Source organism: Flavobacterium koreense (genome assembly GCF_054776075.1).
The window spans coordinates 18,897-34,512 of sequence record NZ_BAAHCF010000012.1 but is presented as its reverse complement, the minus strand read 5'-3'; the positions used below and the strand labels follow the sequence as shown (position 1 = coordinate 34,512).

The following is a 15,616-nucleotide window of genomic DNA, read 5'->3' as shown; positions in this document are numbered from 1 at the left end:
AATTATGAAAAAAAATAAATTTTTAGCAATTGCCATTGCTTTCGTTTTATTTTCATGTGATAATTATTTGGATGTAAATGATAATCCAAATCAGGCTTTATATGAAGATTTAGTACCTAGTGAATTGCTGTCGGCTGCTCAATCAAATGCTTTTAGAACTCAAACTATAAACATGAATCAATTAGGGAATGTTTTTAGTAATGCATGGGCAGGAAATATTCTTCAGGTTTCTGGAGGTTTCTCTGATGAGTTTAATTTAAATGTTACAAGTTCATTTCAAAATGGAATTTGGAATAATTTATATAGAAGTATTGGTAATTTTCAAAGTATAATAGACCGCCCTAATACAAATGGTGAGTTTGATAATTATCAAGCAGTTGCTAAAATATGCAAGGCACATTATATGCAATATATTGTTGATTTATATGGTAACGTACCATATTCTGAAGCATGGAAATATTCTTTAAATACTACTCCTAAATATGATGATGATCAACAAATTTACAGATCATTAATTGAAGAATTGGAGTCTGCAAGGACATTAATTGACAATGCTTCTGGTAATGCACAAGATGTAACTGCCTCTGATGTTATGTTAGGTGGTGATATGGCAAAATGGAAATCTTTTGCTAACAATATTGAGCTAAGATTACTTATTCGTATGTCTAATTCTACTGGAGCTGTTGGTTCTTACAGAGATTCTAAATTGCAAACATTGCTTGCACAAAATGATTTCCTAATTGAGGATGTTAAGATTAATCCAGGTTATTCTATGGCAAGTAATGATAAACAGAACCCTTTTTGGGGAACTTATGCTTATGATGCAAGTCCTGCTGCTTTACAAAATTATAACTATATTGCACCTACAGGTCATTTTTATAGAGCTACATCATTGTATTCTACATTTCCTACTGCTGATGCTGGATCTACAAAAATTCAATTAAAACATGGAACTTCTCCAACTTATTCTACTGTTGATTATCCAAACGTTGCCGATAACAGAAGAACTAGAATATTTAGACCTGGAGCAAGTCAAACTATATTTAGAGCTGTTGATCAAGGATTTACATCACCAAACGTATTCCCTCCAACGGATTTAGGTACTACAAAAACATTGGGAAGACAAGGTTTTGGTACTTTTAATCCTTACAATATCAAAGGATTATTTGTTGATGAGTTATCGGCTGTTGATGGTTATGTTATGACAAAATCTGAAATATGTTTTCTTTTAGCTGAAGCTGGTATTAGAAAAGCAAATGGAGAAACTGGATATAATAATTTTGTAGGAAGTGCAAGTACTTTCTTTAGTGATGGAGTTCAATCTAGTTTTGATTTTAGATTTGCAAGTGGAGCTCCTGCTTACATTACTAATGTTAATGGTAAATTGAATTACAGCATTACTTTGGGCTCGTTTGAAAACAAACTGCATGCTATTATGTTTCAAAAATGGATTGCTTTAATCGGTATTCATGGTATAGAATCTTACATTGATTACACTAGAACAGGTTTTCCAATAACTCCTTTAGCAAGTACTGCGGCTAATCCAAATAAGCCAAAACGTCTTGTTTATCCTGTATCTGAATATGTTGCAAATTCAGCTAATGTTCCATCTATGGGTAATGGTGAAGTTTTTACAGTTAACTCTAAATCTCCTTTTTGGTTATTAGGTGATCCTGCTTTAGGAAATTAATACATATTTTTATTTTAAAGACCACCATTTATTGGTGGTCTTTTTTTTTGCTTTATATTATGATTTTCAATTAGTATAGTTTATAAACAATTGTCTATTTTTGTTGCTTTGTATTTACTATGAGAAGATTATATTTTTTATTGTTGTTTATTCCATGCTTACTTTTATCTCAAGAAAAAGGAAAAGAGGAAAAGCGTAAAAGTTTGGTAAAAACCGCTGAACAGAAAGCAAAAGAGCAAGCTAGAAAAGCACCAATTACATCATATAAAATTATTTCTATTGATAGAGATACTACTTTTGTGGACACCACTCTTGCAATTAAAAAAGAGTATGATTATAATTATTTAAGAAGAGATATTTTTGGTTTGATGCCATTTCCTAATGAAGGACAAACATACAATACCTTAGATTTTGGTTTAAATAAATTTAATCCTTATCCTGAATTTGGTTTCAAAGCCAAACATTTTAATTATTTAGAAGTAGATGATATTAAGTATTATTCAGTTGCAACTCCATTAACCGAACTTTATTTTAAAACGGTAATGGAGCAAGGACAAAATGTCGATGCTTTAATAACTTTAAATACTTCTGAACGTTTTAATTTTTCAATTGCTTTTAAAGGATTAAGATCCTTAGGGAAATACATTAATCAACTTACAAGCGCAGGAAATTTTAGATTTACTTCAAGTTATTTCACTAAAAATAAAAAATATTATGCGAATTTCCATTTCACAGGTCAAGATTTATTGAATGGCGAAAATGGAGGTTTGACAATTCCATTAGATTTTGAAAGTGAAGATGATGCCTTTAAAAATAGACCACGTTTGCAAGTTTTTCTCTCAGATGCAAAATCTTTCTTAAAAGGTAAACGACTTTTTTTAGACCATAGTTTTAGAATAAATTCAAAAGATGCAAACAATAATTTATTTATAACACATCAACTTAATTACGAACATAAATTTTTTGAATACAATCAGGCAAGTTTAAATTCTGAAATTGGAACAGGTACTGGTGTATTCAAACGTTTTGGTGATGTTCCTTCCGCAGCCTATACAAAAATAAACGATCATACAAGATATGATAGATTATATAATAAGGTTGGAGCTATTTACGAGAACAAAACGCTTGGAAAGTTTCAGTTCTTTATAGAAAATTTTAATTACAAGTATTTTTATAGTTTAGTGCAAACTGTTGGAAGTGTAACCTTTCCTAACCAATTAAAAGCAACTATTAACTCTATTGGAGGTCAATACGAATACAGAAAGAATAAATGGAATGGGAAGGCAATGCTGTCCAATTCAATTTCAACTCAAGCTTTCAGAAATTTTGATGCTAATTTAGATTATCAAATTAATGATAAAAATAAAGTTTCTTTTCAATATCAAAATATAAGTAAACTTCCTAATCTTAATTACATACTCAATCAAAGTACTTACGTCAATTACAATTGGTTAAATAATTTTAAAAACGAAAAAATCAATAATATAGTAGTAAATGCCAATACACAATGGCTTAATGCTACTGCACAATTCACAACACTTAATGATTATTTGTATTTTCATGATGTTCAACAAGTAGCGAACCAGCAACTAGTAACGCCTCATCAATATTCTGGAACTATTAATTACCTTTCTTTAAAAGCGGCGAAAGAATTTAAATATAAAAAATGGGCTCTTGATAATACTTTTCTATATCAAAAAGTAACTCAAAAAGACACGATTCTAAATGTGCCTGAAGTGACTTTAAGAAGTACCATTTATTTTTCAGATAATGTGTTCAAAAAAGCAATGTTTCTACAAACAGGTATAACTATAAATTATTTTACAAAATATTACGCCAACGATTATAACCCAATCTTAGGTGAGTTTTTTGTGCAAAATGAAAAACAAATAGGAAATTTTCCAATGCTAGATTTCTTTGTAAATGCCAGAGTAAGACAAACCAGAATTTTTCTAAAAGCAGAACATTTTAATTCAAGTTTTACAGGTAATACATACTATTCAGCACCCAACACACCATACCATGACTTCATGATTCGATTTGGTCTAGTTTGGAATTTCTTTCAATAGTTTTATTTAGAAACGAATCGCTTGCGAATTTTACCAAGCCATATTCCTGCTGTCCGAGTTACACGGTAACTTCTCCCATCAGGGTTAAACAGTATTCCATTTTTGCAAAGTTCACGGTGTTGTAAAACCATATTATTATCAATATCTTTGCCATTCAAAAATTATAATTCGTAAATCATAATTCCTTAATCCTTAATCCAATGAATTATTCAGAAAATATATTAGGAACTATTGGTAATACGCCTTTAGTAAAACTAAACAAAGTAGTTGAAGGTATTGACGCTTTAGTACTTGCTAAAGTTGAAACTTTCAATCCAGGAAATTCTACCAAAGATAGAATGGCTCTAAAAATGATTGAAGATGCCGAAGCCGATGGAAGATTAAAACCAGGTGGAACTATAATCGAAGGAACTTCTGGAAATACCGGAATGGGATTAGCTCTTGCTGCTATTGTAAAAGGATACAAATGTATTTTTGTAATCACCGACAAGCAATCCAAAGAAAAAATGGATATTCTTCGTGCAGTTGGAGCAAAAGTAATCGTTTGTCCAACAGATGTTGAACCTACAGACGAACGTTCTTATTATTCAGTATCTAAAAGATTAGGAACAGAAATTCCAAATTCTTGGTACGTAAACCAATACGATAATCCATCGAATGCAACAGCACATTACGAACAAACTGGTCCAGAAATTTGGGAACAAACCGACGGTAAAATCACTCATTTCGTAGTTGGTGTTGGAACAGGTGGAACAATTTCAGGAATTGGAAAATATCTAAAAGAAAAGAATCCAAATATCAAAATCTGGGGAATTGATACTTATGGTTCTGTTTTCAAAAAATACCACGAAACTGGAATATTTGACGAAAATGAAATCTATTCTTATATAACAGAAGGTATCGGAGAAGATATTCTTCCAAAAAACGTAGATTTCTCGCTTATCGATGGGTTTACAAAGGTTACTGATAAAGATGCAGCAGTTTATACAAGAAAAATCGCTCTTGAAGAAGGAATTTTTGTTGGAAACTCAGCAGGTTCTTGTGTAAAAGGATTACATCAGTTAAAAGAACATTTCAAACCAGAAGATGTTGTAGTTGTTTTGTTTCACGATTCAGGAAGTAGATATGTAGGTAAAATGTTCAACGACGATTGGATGCGTGAACGTGGTTTCTTAGATGAAGAAATAACAAAAGCCGAAGACGTTATTAAAGACCACATTGATAAATCTTTAATTATTGTTCGTACAGAAGAGTTAGTTTCTCACGCCATTGAAAGAATGAGAAAATTTAAAATTTCTCAGATTCCAGTAATAGACATCAATGGATTCGTTGGTTCAGTAGACGAATCAGATTTGTTTCAAAGCTATGTTTCAGATAAAAATGTTGCTGATAAACCTATCAAAGAAGTTATGGGAAAACCTTATCCAATTGTTAAACTAGGAACTCCAATTGAAGAAGTTTCCAAACTTTTTACAAAAGACAATCAAGCTGTTCTAGTAGATTTAGGAAATGGAAAGCATCATATCATTACAAAATATGATATCATTGGTTCAATAAAATAGTAATTAATCAAACCTACAATGAAAGTTGTAGGTTTTTTTATTCTCCAATTAAAACACCACTAACATTCCAAGCGCTAAAACTACTTCCTTCATTAGCACCTTGCGGAATTTTAACTTGTATTGTATGGTTTCCAGCTTTCAAATTTCCCAAATCAATATAAACTGGATTAGTAACCATTCCCGGACACCAATTTGAACGACTATAATCAGATGAAGACAATCCGTTAGGAAAATTCCCAGAAGCCGGATTGTATAAACGATAAGAACCACAATCTTCTCGCCAAGGAGTAAAATGAAAAACTTCCTTTTCATCCAACAACAAAGTGTTTTTCTTCGGCACAAATTCATCACCGTTTTCCCATCCACCATGACCTGTTGTTATGTATCTAAGTCTTACATTTTTTAAATCTTTATCTAATTTAAAGTTCACAACCAAACCTTTATCAGAATTAAACATCGTTCCATATTCTTGCCCAGCCATTTCCATAACATTGGTTGTGTTGAAAATCGATACTACATTAGAAGCTTTATTAACGCCGTTTTCCTCTGGATGAATAGTCAAATTTACACTTACTTTATGACCGCCTTTATCATAATTTCCGATAAAAGTTCCTATATAAACTTCTTTATTGTTTAAAGCCGCAGTCAATTCAGAAATATCCTGACGGTAACTCACTTTTTCTTCCCAAATTTTATCTTTTAATTGAAGCGAATTGTATTGTTTAATTCCAAATGGTGTAAAAAAGCGCATCAATTCAATCAATGATGAATAATCATCTGTAGAAACAACGCCTTGATATTGTTTTCCATTTCCATTTTCATAGACTGGTAATGTTTTAGCGCCATTTTTCAATCCATCCAAAAAGGAAACTTTTTTATCCATCGGAATCATAAACACAGAACCGGTTCTGTCATAAGCATCGCCATTAGATTGCTCTGTTACATCAACAAAAACCTGACTTCCTTTAGCAATAGTTGGTATTTTTACTTTTCTTAAAATAATAGTTCCGTTTGCAAATCTCAAAATACTATCATTAGATATAGAAGCATCCGAAAAATTAATGATTTCATCTTTAAAAATTGAAATCGTCGTAAACCTACTTTTCCAAACTAAATCTCTGTAAGTTAATAAATCTATAGTCTTAGTTTCATCAACTTTCAAAGATGGAAATTGTTTCACTTTTTCAACTTTAGTTGCAGAAACAATAAAGTTTCCATTACGAACAGTTTCCAAAACCAAGCCTAAATTTTGACCAAGTAACGATGGAGCACCTTTTACTTTTAAGTCATTAGTATACCAAATTTCAATAGTATTTGAGTTAATAATAGTTTTCGCTTTTTTACAAGTATATCCTAATATTTTTTTAGTATCGCCAAGTAATTCAAAGGTTTGTTTACCAATGGAAGTGCTGTCTTTTGTAGAAATTAATTTTGAACTATTCAATTGAGCTAATTGAAAATAATTCAATCCAGTAATTATAGTTTGCTCAAAAGGAAAAGTAGCTTTACTATTTTGAATCGATTCTGAGGAGATTAATGAAGTAGTTTCATTTGAAAACACCAAAATTGGATCTTGATTTTCAACCAAAGTTCCATTAGAAGTTCGAGTGTAAGTTATTTTATAATTCGTTTGACCAAATGTTAATGACGAAAATAATAGAATAACAAATAAAATAAGTCGTTTCATGATGTGTTGTTTGTTTTACAAATATATGTTTACAAATTTAATTTTCCGAAATTTGTGTAATTCAAATCAAAAAAGTACTTTAGTGCCTTCAAAGCCATACAGATACTATTTTATGAAAGAAGATTTTCTACACTACATTTGGTTGTACAAGAAATTGGATTTTACCAATTTAAAAACCACAAACGGAGAAGTTATCACCTTAATAAACTTCGGACAATACATTCAACAATCAGGACCAGATTTTTTCAATGCTCAAGTAGTAATTGATAATCAAAAATGGGCTGGAAATATTGAAATTCATTTAAAATCCTCCGATTGGTATGTGCATCATCACGAAAAAGATGATAATTATAATAATGTAATTCTACACGTTGTTTGGGAAAATGACACGCCAATATTTAGAAAAGACAATTCTGAAATCCCTGTTTTGGAACTAAAAAAATATGTCTCCAAAGAAGAATTAAATAAATACCATGAACTCACAGCTCAAAAATCATGGATTTATTGCGAAAATCAAATTGATAAAGTTCCAAGTTTTGTTTTCTCCAACTGGCAAGAACGATTGTTTTTTGAAAGATTAGAAAGAAAATCTAGCCCAATTCAACAATTGTTACAAGAAACTGAAAACGATTGGGAAGCAGTTTTGTTTTGTATGTTGGCTAAGAATTTTGGTTTGAATACCAATGGTGAAATGTTTTTTAAAGTAGCCAAGTCAATCACGTTTCCTATCATTAGAAAAGAAGCTTTAGAAGTAAAATATTTGGAAGCCTTACTTTTCGGTCAAGCCGATATGATTCCAATAAATGCAGAAGATAATTATGCAAAAGAACTAAAATCTTGGTTTGATTATATTGCATTAAAATATAAATTAGAAAAACCAGCGATTGCACCAGTTCAGTTTTTCAAACACAGACCAGATAATTTTCCAACCATTCGTTTGGCTCAATTAGCGATGCTTTATCATCAACAAAGAAATTTATTTTCTAAGATAATTGAAGCAAAAACAATTCAAGAGATTTATCAAATTTTCAATATTGCAGTAAGCGATTATTGGAAAACGCATTATAATTTTGATAAACAAAGCCCCAAAAAAGAAAAAGCATTATCTAAATCTTTTATAGATTTATTGATTACAAATACAATTATCCCAATTCAATTTGCATTTGCAAACAGTCAAGGAAAAGATAATTCTGAATTTTTAATTGATTTGTTGTCAAATATTCTACCTGAGAAAAACACAATTATTGAAAAGTTTACTACTTTTGGAATTAAATCTACAAATGCATTTCAAACGCAATCTCTTTTGCAATTGAAAAATGAATATTGTAATCATAAAAAGTGTTTGCAATGTTCCATAGGTTTAGAACTATTAAAGAATTAAGATGATAACCAACATACGCTATTTTTTTGAAAAACACGGATTTCACGTTTCTTCTCGTTTAGCTGATAAACTTGGAATGAGAGCTACCAATGTGCGCTTGTTTTTTATATACATTTCTTTTGTAACCGTTGGTTTAGGTTTCGGATTTTATCTAACTTTAGCATTTTGGATTAAACTGAAAGATTTAGTTAGAGCAAAACGAACGTCAGTTTTTGATTTATAAATTTTGGAAAACAACAATTACATAAAATCATTATTCCATTTTTCGAAAGACCAACGAAAAGGAATTCTATTGCTATTCATTATAATCATAGGATTGCAATTAGGAAGCTATTTTTTAGATTTTTCAAATGATGATAAAAGTACTCCAGAAAAACAGAATTGGCTTTCTTTACAAAGTAATATTGATTCTTTAAAGTCTGAAAAGCCACAGTCAACTTATAAAATCTATCCGTTTAATCCAAACTTCATAACTGATTTTAAAGGACACAAATTAGGGATGTCTGTTGAGCAAATAGATCGTTTATTAGCTTTCAGGAAACAAGGTAAGTTTGCTAACTCACCTGAAGAATTTCAAAAAGTTACTGGAATTTCCGATTCACTTCTAAATGCAATTTCACCTTATTTCAAATTTCCAGATTGGGTAAACAAAAAGAATTCCAATCAAAATGGAAGTAACGGTTGGGTAGACTATTCTAAAGACAAATACGAAAAGAAAGAAAAAAAGATAGTCGTTCTCGATATCAACTCAGCAACTAAAGAGGATTTGATGAAAGTTTATGGAATTGGTGAAGCCATTTCAGACAGAATTTTAAAACAAAAAGAATTGTTTGGCCAGTTTGTTTCTATGGAACAAATGAATGATGTTTGGGGATTATCTCCAGAAGTTATTGAAAAACTCAATCAAAGTTTCAAAGTTGTCAATCCAAAACCCAAGAAAATCAATATTAATAATGCTTCAATCAAGGAATTAGGTCAGTTTCCATACTTTAAATATCCTATTTCTAAAAATATTGTGACTTATAGAAGTATGAATGGCGATTTAAAAATTGAGGATTTAACAAATATTAAAGCTTTTCCTGTTGATAAAATAAAAATAATTGCCTTATATTTGGAATTCTAAAATAAATCAACATTTTTTTAAAATTGCTTATCAATATGAATTCAACATATTTCACAGAAGAACACGAACTATTTAGGAAGAGTTTGCAAGATTTTTTGCAAAAAGAAGTAGTACCTCATATTGAAAAATGGGAAAAAACAGGAACGATAGAACGCTTTATCTGGAAAAAATTCGGTGAAATGGGTTTCTTCGGAATCAATTATCCAGAAGCATACGGAGGTTTAAACTTAGATTTGTTCTATACCGTAATTTTTCTAGAAGAACTTCAAAAAATAAAATCTTCAGGTTTTGCAGCTGCTATGTGGGCACATGCTTATTTAGCTATGACGCACTTAAACGCAGAAGGAGACGAGCGAATTAAACAAGACTATTTAGCTCCAAGTATTTCAGGTGATAAAATTGGTGCATTATGTATAACAGAACCTTTTGGCGGTAGCGATGTTGCTGGAATGAGAACTACAGCTATCAAAAAAGGTGATAAATATGTAATTAATGGTTCAAAAACCTTTATTACTAACGGAGTTTATGCAGATTATTACGTAGTTGCTGCCAAAACAAGCCCAGAATTAGGAAATAAAGGAATAAGTATATTTTTAGTGGATACCAATCTAAACGGAATTTCTGCTTCAAAACTTGATAAATTAGGATGGAGAGCTTCCGATACTGCCGAAATAGCATTCGATAATGTCGAAATTCCAGCCGAAAATTTAATGGGATTAGAAGGTAAAGGCTTTCCATATATTATGGAGCACTTTGCACTAGAACGATTAATTATGGCAATCAATGCACACGCAAGAGCAGAATACGCAATTGATTACACTATAAAATACATGTCAGAGCGTGAAGCGTTCGGTACAAAAATCAATAAATTTCAAGCATTACGTCACACTATGGTAGAGCATGCGACAGATGTTGAACATTGCAAAATTTTCAATTATGCTGCAGTAGCAAGATTAAATCAAGGTGAATATGTAGTAAAAGAAGCTACAATGGCAAAACTTAAATCTACAAAAGTTGCCGATGAAACCATTTACAGTTGTCTTCAAATGTTAGGCGGTTATGGCTATATGGAAGAATATCCTATGGCAAGATTGTTAAGAGACAGTCGTCTTGGACCAATAGGTGGAGGAACATCTGAAATTTTGAAAGAAATTTTGTCCAAAATGATTATTGATAACCAAAATTATAAACCAGCAGAAAAGAAATAGTAATTATTAAGTTTAGTAGCTAATCCAGCTATACACTATTATCTTTTTAATAAAATTGTGTTTTTCTATATATAAAAAAAGGAGCTTCCGTTGGTCGCTCTTTTTTTATAAGAAATCGCCATAAACACGAGTTTGCTTGCAAACACCAATAAATAAAAAGGCGATACCATATATGACCGCTAACAAATAAATTTTACATATATGAAAAACTACAATTTTATCAAAAAAGGATAACCGTTTCTATCTGGGCTAAAAAAAATACACAATTCTATTTCAGATATCAAAAATAATACTACTTTTGCACCACTAAATGAGAGGAGGTGTCTAGATTATGTTAATTATACCAATTAAAGACGGAGAAAATATCGATAGAGCATTAAAGCGCTATAAAAGAAAATTTGATAAAACAGGTACTGTTCGTCAGTTACGTGCACGTCAAGCTTTCATAAAACCTTCTGTTGTTAAAAGAGCACAAGTTCAAAAAGCAGCGTATATTCAAAACTTAAGAGACTCATTAGAAAGTTAATTAATTTATAGAATAAAAATACAACCGCTAGTCAATAAAGTTTCATAACTTTGTTACTAGCGGTTTTTTATTTTTCAAATCCCTAATCATTAATGAATAACTTAAAAGCATTTCAAGACTATCTTCAACTAGAAAAGAATTATTCTTTACATACAGTCAATGCTTATGTAAATGATTTGGTTTTTTTTAAAGAATTTTTAATAGAAAATTTTGATACCGAAAAACTAGAAGATGTAAATTACAGTATGATTAGAAGCTGGATAGTATCAATGGTCGATAATGATATTTCTAATAGTTCGGTAAACAGAAAAATTTCTTCCTTAAAATCATTCTACAAGTTTTTATTAAAAACAAAGCAAATAGAGAACAGTCCACTTTTAAAACATAAATCATTAAAAACACCAAAAAAAATTCAAATTCCATTCTCCGAAAAAGAACTTGACCAAGTTCTAAATCAGCTTACTTATCCTGAAGGATTTGACGGAATTAGAGATAAATTGATAATTGATCTTTTTTACACAACAGGCATAAGAAGAGTAGAGCTAATCGATTTAAAAATGCAAAATGTTGATTTATCGAACAATACACTAAAAGTATTAGGGAAAAGAAACAAAGAAAGAATTCTTCCAATTTTGCCAATTATATCGAAACAAATCAGAAGTTATTTATTAGAAAGAACTAAAATTGAGGTGATTAAAGATGAGGAACATTTTTTTTTAATGTTAAAAGGAGTTAAATTAAATGATTCGTTTGTATATCGATTAATAAATTATTACTTTAGTAATGTTTCCGAGAAGGTAAAAAGGAGTCCGCATATATTACGTCATACATTTGCAACTCATATGTTAAACAATGGAGCAGATTTAAATTCTGTAAAAGAGTTATTAGGTCATTCAAGTTTGGCTTCTACTCAAGTATATACTCATAATAGTTTAGCAGAGTTGAAAAAAGTGTATGGGAATTCGCATCCAAGGAATCAAAAATAAATTAAAAGTGTAACCATTAATTTTAAAAATTATGAAGGTAAATGTAAATGCAGTAAATTTTACAGTTGATAGAAAGCTAATAGATTTTATTCAACTAAGAATGGATAAATTGGAAAAGTATTATGATAAAATTGTTTCTTCAGATGTTTTTTTGAAAGTTGAAAATACAAGTGATAAAGAAAATAAAATTGTCGAAGTAAAAATTCACGTTCCAGGAGATGATTTTTTAGTAAAAAAACAATGCAAAACTTTTGAAGAAGCCGTTGAATTATCAGCAGAATCTTTAGAACGATTATTGGTAAAAAGAAAAGAAAAAATTAGAACTCATATTTAATTAAAATTTTTATAAAAAATATTTTGATTAAAAAATAAAATGCCTACATTTGCAGTCCGTTAGAAATAGCGGACTTTTTTTATTGATATTGCCAGCGTAGCTCAGTTGGCTAGAGCAGCTGATTTGTAATCAGCAGGTCGTGGGTTCGAGTCCCTCCGCCGGCTCTTTTAAGGTATTGAATAATAATGGTTTGGGGAGATACTCAAGCGGCCAACGAGGGCAGACTGTAAATCTGCTGACTACGTCTTCGCAGGTTCGAATCCTGCTCTCCCCACAAATTCAAGAGTTTTTGCTTGAATGAATAAAAAAAACTCTGCCGACTTAGCTCAGGGGTAGAGTGCTTCCTTGGTAAGGAAGAGGTCACGGGTTCAATTCCCGTAGTTGGCTCAAAAATTGAAAATTTGAACACTAATAAATATATAACTAAGATTAAAAATTAAGTAAAATGGCAAAAGAAACCTTTAACCGTTCGAAACCACACTTAAATATTGGTACGATCGGACACGTGGATCACGGTAAAACAACTTTAACAGCAGCAATCACGAAAGTATTATCTGATGCTGGTTACTGTCAAGCAAAATCATTTGATCAAATTGATAATGCACCTGAAGAAAAAGAAAGAGGTATTACTATTAATACGTCTCACGTAGAATATGAAACTGCTAACCGTCACTACGCACACGTTGACTGTCCAGGTCACGCGGATTACGTTAAGAACATGGTTACAGGAGCTGCGCAAATGGATGGTGCTATCTTAGTAGTTGCTGCTACAGACGGACCAATGCCACAAACACGTGAGCACATCCTTTTAGGACGTCAAGTAGGTATTCCAAGAATTGTTGTATTCATGAATAAAGTGGATATGGTTGATGACGCGGAATTACTAGAATTAGTTGAAATGGAAATCAGAGATTTATTATCTTTCTACGAATATGATGGAGATAATGGTCCTGTAGTTCAAGGTTCAGCTTTAGGAGGATTAAATAATGATCCAAACTGGGTTCCAAAAATTATTGAATTAATGGAAGCGGTTGATAATTGGATTGAAGAGCCAATCCGTGATACTGAAAAACCATTCTTGATGCCAGTTGAGGATGTATTTACAATTACTGGTCGTGGAACTGTTGCTACAGGTCGTATCGAAACAGGAGTTTGTAATACAGGAGATCCAGTTGAAATCATCGGTATGGGTGCTGAAAAATTAACTTCAACTATTACAGGTATCGAAATGTTCCGTCAAATCCTTGATAGAGGTGAGGCTGGAGATAACGCAGGTATCTTGTTAAGAGGTGTTGCTAAAGAAGATATCAAAAGAGGAATGGTTATTGTTAAGCCAGGATCTGTAAAACCACACGCTAAATTTAAAGCTGAGGTTTATATCTTGAAAAAAGAAGAAGGTGGTCGTCACACACCATTCCACAATAACTACCGTCCACAGTTCTACGTTCGTACAACTGACGTAACAGGAGTTATTTCTTTACCAGCAGGTGTAGAGATGGTAATGCCAGGTGATAACTTAACTATTGATGTAGCTTTATTAAGCCCAATTGCAATGAACGTAGGTTTACGTTTTGCTATCCGTGAAGGTGGTAGAACAGTTGGTGCTGGTCAAGTAACTGAAATCGTAGAATAATTTCAAAATAAATAAAGAGCCAGTGTCGTTTTTTTGACGACACTGGTTTTTAATGAAACGGGCGTAGTTCAAGGGTAGAATAGCGGTCTCCAAAACCGTTGATGGGGGTTCGAATCCCTCCGCCCGTGCAAAAAAATAAATACATTATTATGTCAAAAGTATTAAATTATTTTTCAGAAGCATTTGAAGAGTTGAAGTCAAATGTAACTTGGCCAGAATGGGCTGAAGTGCAAAGATTAACTATTATTGTTGCTCTTTTTTCAATTCTATTTGCTTTGGCTACATGGGGAGTTGATGAACTTTGTTCAAGAGCTATTGAAGGTTTTTTCAAATTGATAAAAGGTTAATATTTTTACCATGGCTGATAATAGTGTGAAAAAATGGTACGTAGTAAGAGCTGTAAGTGGTCAGGAAAATAAGGTAAAAGCCTATATTGAAACTGAGATTAGCAGACTTGGAATGAGTGATTATATTTCACAAGTTCTTGTTCCTACTGAAAAAGTTGTTCAAGTTCGTGATGGAAAAAAGATTTCTAAAGATAAAGTTTATTTCCCTGGCTATGTAATGATTGAAGCAAATCTTACAGGTGAAATACCTCACATTATTAAGTCAATTACAGGAGTAATTGGATTTTTGGGAGAGGTAAAAGGAGGTGATCCAGTTCCATTGAGATTGTCAGAAGTAAACAGAATGTTAGGTAAGGTTGATGAATTGGCTGTTAATGTTGATACACAATCTATTCCGTTCAAAATTAATGAAACAATTAAGGTTATTGATGGGCCTTTCAATGGTTTTAATGGAACTATTGAGAAAATCAATGAAGAAAAGCGTAAACTTGAAGTTATGGTGAAAATTTTCGGAAGAAGAACACCTCTTGAATTGAGTTTTATGCAAGTTGAAAAAGTATAATTTTTGTTACATATATATTAAACCGCATCAATCGCTTCCAATTGAGAGATGTAAAATTTTTAAGAAATGGCTAAAGAAATTAGTAAAGTAGTTAAACTACAAGTTAAGGGAGGTGCTGCGAACCCGTCGCCACCGGTTGGACCTGCTTTGGGAGCTGCTGGGGTTAACATCATGGAGTTCTGTAAGCAATTTAATGCTAGAACTCAAGATCAACCTGGCAAAGTTTTACCAGTACAAATTACTGTGTATAAAGACAAATCGTTTGATTTTGTTGTAAAAACTCCACCTGCTGCTATTCAATTATTGGATGCTGCTAAATTGAAATCTGGTTCAGGCCAGCCTAATAGAAAAAAAGTTGCAAATGTAACTTGGGATCAAATTAAGGCTATTGCTGAAGACAAGATGGTTGATTTAAATGCTTTCACAATTGAAAAAGCGATGAGCATGATTGCTGGAACAGCTAGATCTATGGGTATAACTGTAACTGGAGATTCTCCTCTAAAATAAG

Annotated in this window: 15 protein-coding genes and 4 tRNA genes; 18 read left to right on the top strand and 1 reads right to left on the bottom strand. The window is 31.6% G+C overall.

From position 1 onward, the window contains the following. The first annotated feature begins 4 nt into the window (after positions 1 to 4). The 3 genes from ACYU7A_RS06360 to ACYU7A_RS06350 all read left to right on the top strand — a co-directional run bounded on the left by ACYU7A_RS06360 (position 5) and on the right by ACYU7A_RS06350 (position 5,321). Positions 5 to 1,690 (top strand): SusD/RagB family nutrient-binding outer membrane lipoprotein, encoded by a 1,686-nt coding sequence (locus ACYU7A_RS06360; protein WP_460575056.1) that lies wholly within the window; start codon positions 5 to 7, stop codon positions 1,688 to 1,690. 119 nt (positions 1,691 to 1,809) lie between these two features. After that, positions 1,810 to 3,759 (top strand): putative porin, encoded by a 1,950-nt coding sequence (locus ACYU7A_RS06355; protein WP_460575055.1) that lies wholly within the window; start codon positions 1,810 to 1,812, stop codon positions 3,757 to 3,759. Between the two features lie 200 nt (positions 3,760 to 3,959). Beyond that, on the top strand, positions 3,960 to 5,321 hold the full coding sequence (locus tag ACYU7A_RS06350; RefSeq protein WP_460575053.1) for a pyridoxal-phosphate dependent enzyme: 1,362 nt from the start codon (positions 3,960 to 3,962) through the stop codon (positions 5,319 to 5,321). 37 nt (positions 5,322 to 5,358) lie between these two features. Here ACYU7A_RS06350 and ACYU7A_RS06345 read toward each other — a convergent pair whose 3' ends face one another. Further along, the gene (locus ACYU7A_RS06345) at positions 5,359 to 7,008 is read right to left on the bottom strand and encodes a PNGase F N-terminal domain-containing protein (RefSeq protein WP_460575052.1); all 1,650 of its coding nucleotides are present in this window, start codon (positions 7,006 to 7,008) and stop codon (positions 5,359 to 5,361) included. A 112-nt stretch (positions 7,009 to 7,120) separates the two neighbouring features. Between ACYU7A_RS06345 and ACYU7A_RS06340 the strand changes: the two genes are divergently transcribed. The 15 genes from ACYU7A_RS06340 (at position 7,121) to rplK (ending at position 15,615) form a co-directional block, all read left to right on the top strand. Beyond that, positions 7,121 to 8,389: a DUF2851 family protein gene (locus ACYU7A_RS06340; protein ID WP_460575407.1), complete on the top strand. Its 1,269-nt coding sequence runs from the start codon at positions 7,121 to 7,123 to the stop codon at positions 8,387 to 8,389. A 1-nt stretch (position 8,390) separates the two neighbouring features. Next, positions 8,391 to 8,612 (top strand): PspC domain-containing protein, encoded by a 222-nt coding sequence (locus ACYU7A_RS06335; RefSeq protein ID WP_298303510.1) that lies wholly within the window; start codon positions 8,391 to 8,393, stop codon positions 8,610 to 8,612. A 3-nt stretch (positions 8,613 to 8,615) separates the two neighbouring features. Next, positions 8,616 to 9,512: a helix-hairpin-helix domain-containing protein gene (locus tag ACYU7A_RS06330; protein ID WP_460575051.1), complete on the top strand. Its 897-nt coding sequence runs from the start codon at positions 8,616 to 8,618 to the stop codon at positions 9,510 to 9,512. 35 nt (positions 9,513 to 9,547) lie between these two features. After that, complete coding sequence (locus tag ACYU7A_RS06325; protein ID WP_396147146.1) at positions 9,548 to 10,720, top strand: acyl-CoA dehydrogenase family protein; 1,173 nt, start codon at positions 9,548 to 9,550, stop codon at positions 10,718 to 10,720. A gap of 331 nt (positions 10,721 to 11,051) precedes the next feature. Next, positions 11,052 to 11,246, top strand: coding sequence for a 30S ribosomal protein S21 (gene rpsU / locus ACYU7A_RS06320; protein WP_298303504.1), 195 nt, complete (start codon positions 11,052 to 11,054; stop codon positions 11,244 to 11,246). A 92-nt stretch (positions 11,247 to 11,338) separates the two neighbouring features. Continuing rightward, entirely contained in the window at positions 11,339 to 12,232 is an 894-nt protein-coding gene (locus ACYU7A_RS06315) for a tyrosine-type recombinase/integrase (protein WP_460575049.1), read from the top strand. Between the two features lie 31 nt (positions 12,233 to 12,263). Continuing rightward, entirely contained in the window at positions 12,264 to 12,566 is a 303-nt protein-coding gene (gene hpf, locus ACYU7A_RS06310; protein ID WP_345090237.1) for a ribosome hibernation-promoting factor, HPF/YfiA family, read from the top strand. 90 nt (positions 12,567 to 12,656) lie between these two features. Continuing rightward, a tRNA-Thr gene (locus ACYU7A_RS06305) sits at positions 12,657 to 12,730 on the top strand. Between the two features lie 28 nt (positions 12,731 to 12,758). Beyond that, positions 12,759 to 12,840: transfer RNA gene (locus tag ACYU7A_RS06300), tRNA-Tyr, on the top strand. 41 nt (positions 12,841 to 12,881) lie between these two features. After that, positions 12,882 to 12,953, top strand: a tRNA-Thr gene (locus ACYU7A_RS06295). 58 nt (positions 12,954 to 13,011) lie between these two features. Beyond that, positions 13,012 to 14,199: an elongation factor Tu gene (gene tuf, locus ACYU7A_RS06290; RefSeq protein ID WP_298120327.1), complete on the top strand. Its 1,188-nt coding sequence runs from the start codon at positions 13,012 to 13,014 to the stop codon at positions 14,197 to 14,199. A gap of 57 nt (positions 14,200 to 14,256) precedes the next feature. Beyond that, positions 14,257 to 14,327: transfer RNA gene (locus ACYU7A_RS06285), tRNA-Trp, on the top strand. Positions 14,328 to 14,348: 21 nt separating this feature from the next. Then, the gene (secE, locus tag ACYU7A_RS06280; RefSeq protein ID WP_298305976.1) at positions 14,349 to 14,546 is read left to right on the top strand and encodes a preprotein translocase subunit SecE; all 198 of its coding nucleotides are present in this window, start codon (positions 14,349 to 14,351) and stop codon (positions 14,544 to 14,546) included. A gap of 10 nt (positions 14,547 to 14,556) precedes the next feature. Beyond that, complete coding sequence (nusG, locus tag ACYU7A_RS06275; protein ID WP_344815214.1) at positions 14,557 to 15,108, top strand: transcription termination/antitermination protein NusG; 552 nt, start codon at positions 14,557 to 14,559, stop codon at positions 15,106 to 15,108. A 66-nt stretch (positions 15,109 to 15,174) separates the two neighbouring features. After that, positions 15,175 to 15,615, top strand: a complete 441-nt coding sequence (gene rplK / locus ACYU7A_RS06270; protein WP_344815213.1) for a 50S ribosomal protein L11 — start codon at positions 15,175 to 15,177, stop codon at positions 15,613 to 15,615. Position 15,616: the final 1 nt, after the last annotated feature.

Excerpts from the sequence above, each read along its gene's own strand:
- tuf (WP_298120327.1), top strand. The coding sequence starts at position 13,012 with ATGGCAAAAGAAACCTTTAACCGTTCGAAACCACACTTAAATATTGGT.
- ACYU7A_RS06345 (WP_460575052.1), bottom strand. The coding sequence starts at position 7,008 with ATGAAACGACTTATTTTATTTGTTATTCTATTATTTTCGTCATTAACA.
- rplK (WP_344815213.1), top strand. The coding sequence starts at position 15,175 with ATGGCTAAAGAAATTAGTAAAGTAGTTAAACTACAAGTTAAGGGAGGT.
- hpf (WP_345090237.1), top strand. The coding sequence starts at position 12,264 with ATGAAGGTAAATGTAAATGCAGTAAATTTTACAGTTGATAGAAAGCTA.
- secE (WP_298305976.1), top strand. The coding sequence starts at position 14,349 with ATGTCAAAAGTATTAAATTATTTTTCAGAAGCATTTGAAGAGTTGAAG.
- ACYU7A_RS06350 (WP_460575053.1), top strand. The coding sequence starts at position 3,960 with ATGAATTATTCAGAAAATATATTAGGAACTATTGGTAATACGCCTTTA.
- nusG (WP_344815214.1), top strand. The coding sequence starts at position 14,557 with ATGGCTGATAATAGTGTGAAAAAATGGTACGTAGTAAGAGCTGTAAGT.
- ACYU7A_RS06340 (WP_460575407.1), top strand. The coding sequence starts at position 7,121 with ATGAAAGAAGATTTTCTACACTACATTTGGTTGTACAAGAAATTGGAT.
- ACYU7A_RS06360 (WP_460575056.1), top strand. The coding sequence starts at position 5 with ATGAAAAAAAATAAATTTTTAGCAATTGCCATTGCTTTCGTTTTATTT.
- ACYU7A_RS06335 (WP_298303510.1), top strand. The coding sequence starts at position 8,391 with ATGATAACCAACATACGCTATTTTTTTGAAAAACACGGATTTCACGTT.
- ACYU7A_RS06325 (WP_396147146.1), top strand. The coding sequence starts at position 9,548 with ATGAATTCAACATATTTCACAGAAGAACACGAACTATTTAGGAAGAGT.
- rpsU (WP_298303504.1), top strand. The coding sequence starts at position 11,052 with ATGTTAATTATACCAATTAAAGACGGAGAAAATATCGATAGAGCATTA.
- ACYU7A_RS06315 (WP_460575049.1), top strand. The coding sequence starts at position 11,339 with ATGAATAACTTAAAAGCATTTCAAGACTATCTTCAACTAGAAAAGAAT.
- ACYU7A_RS06355 (WP_460575055.1), top strand. The coding sequence starts at position 1,810 with ATGAGAAGATTATATTTTTTATTGTTGTTTATTCCATGCTTACTTTTA.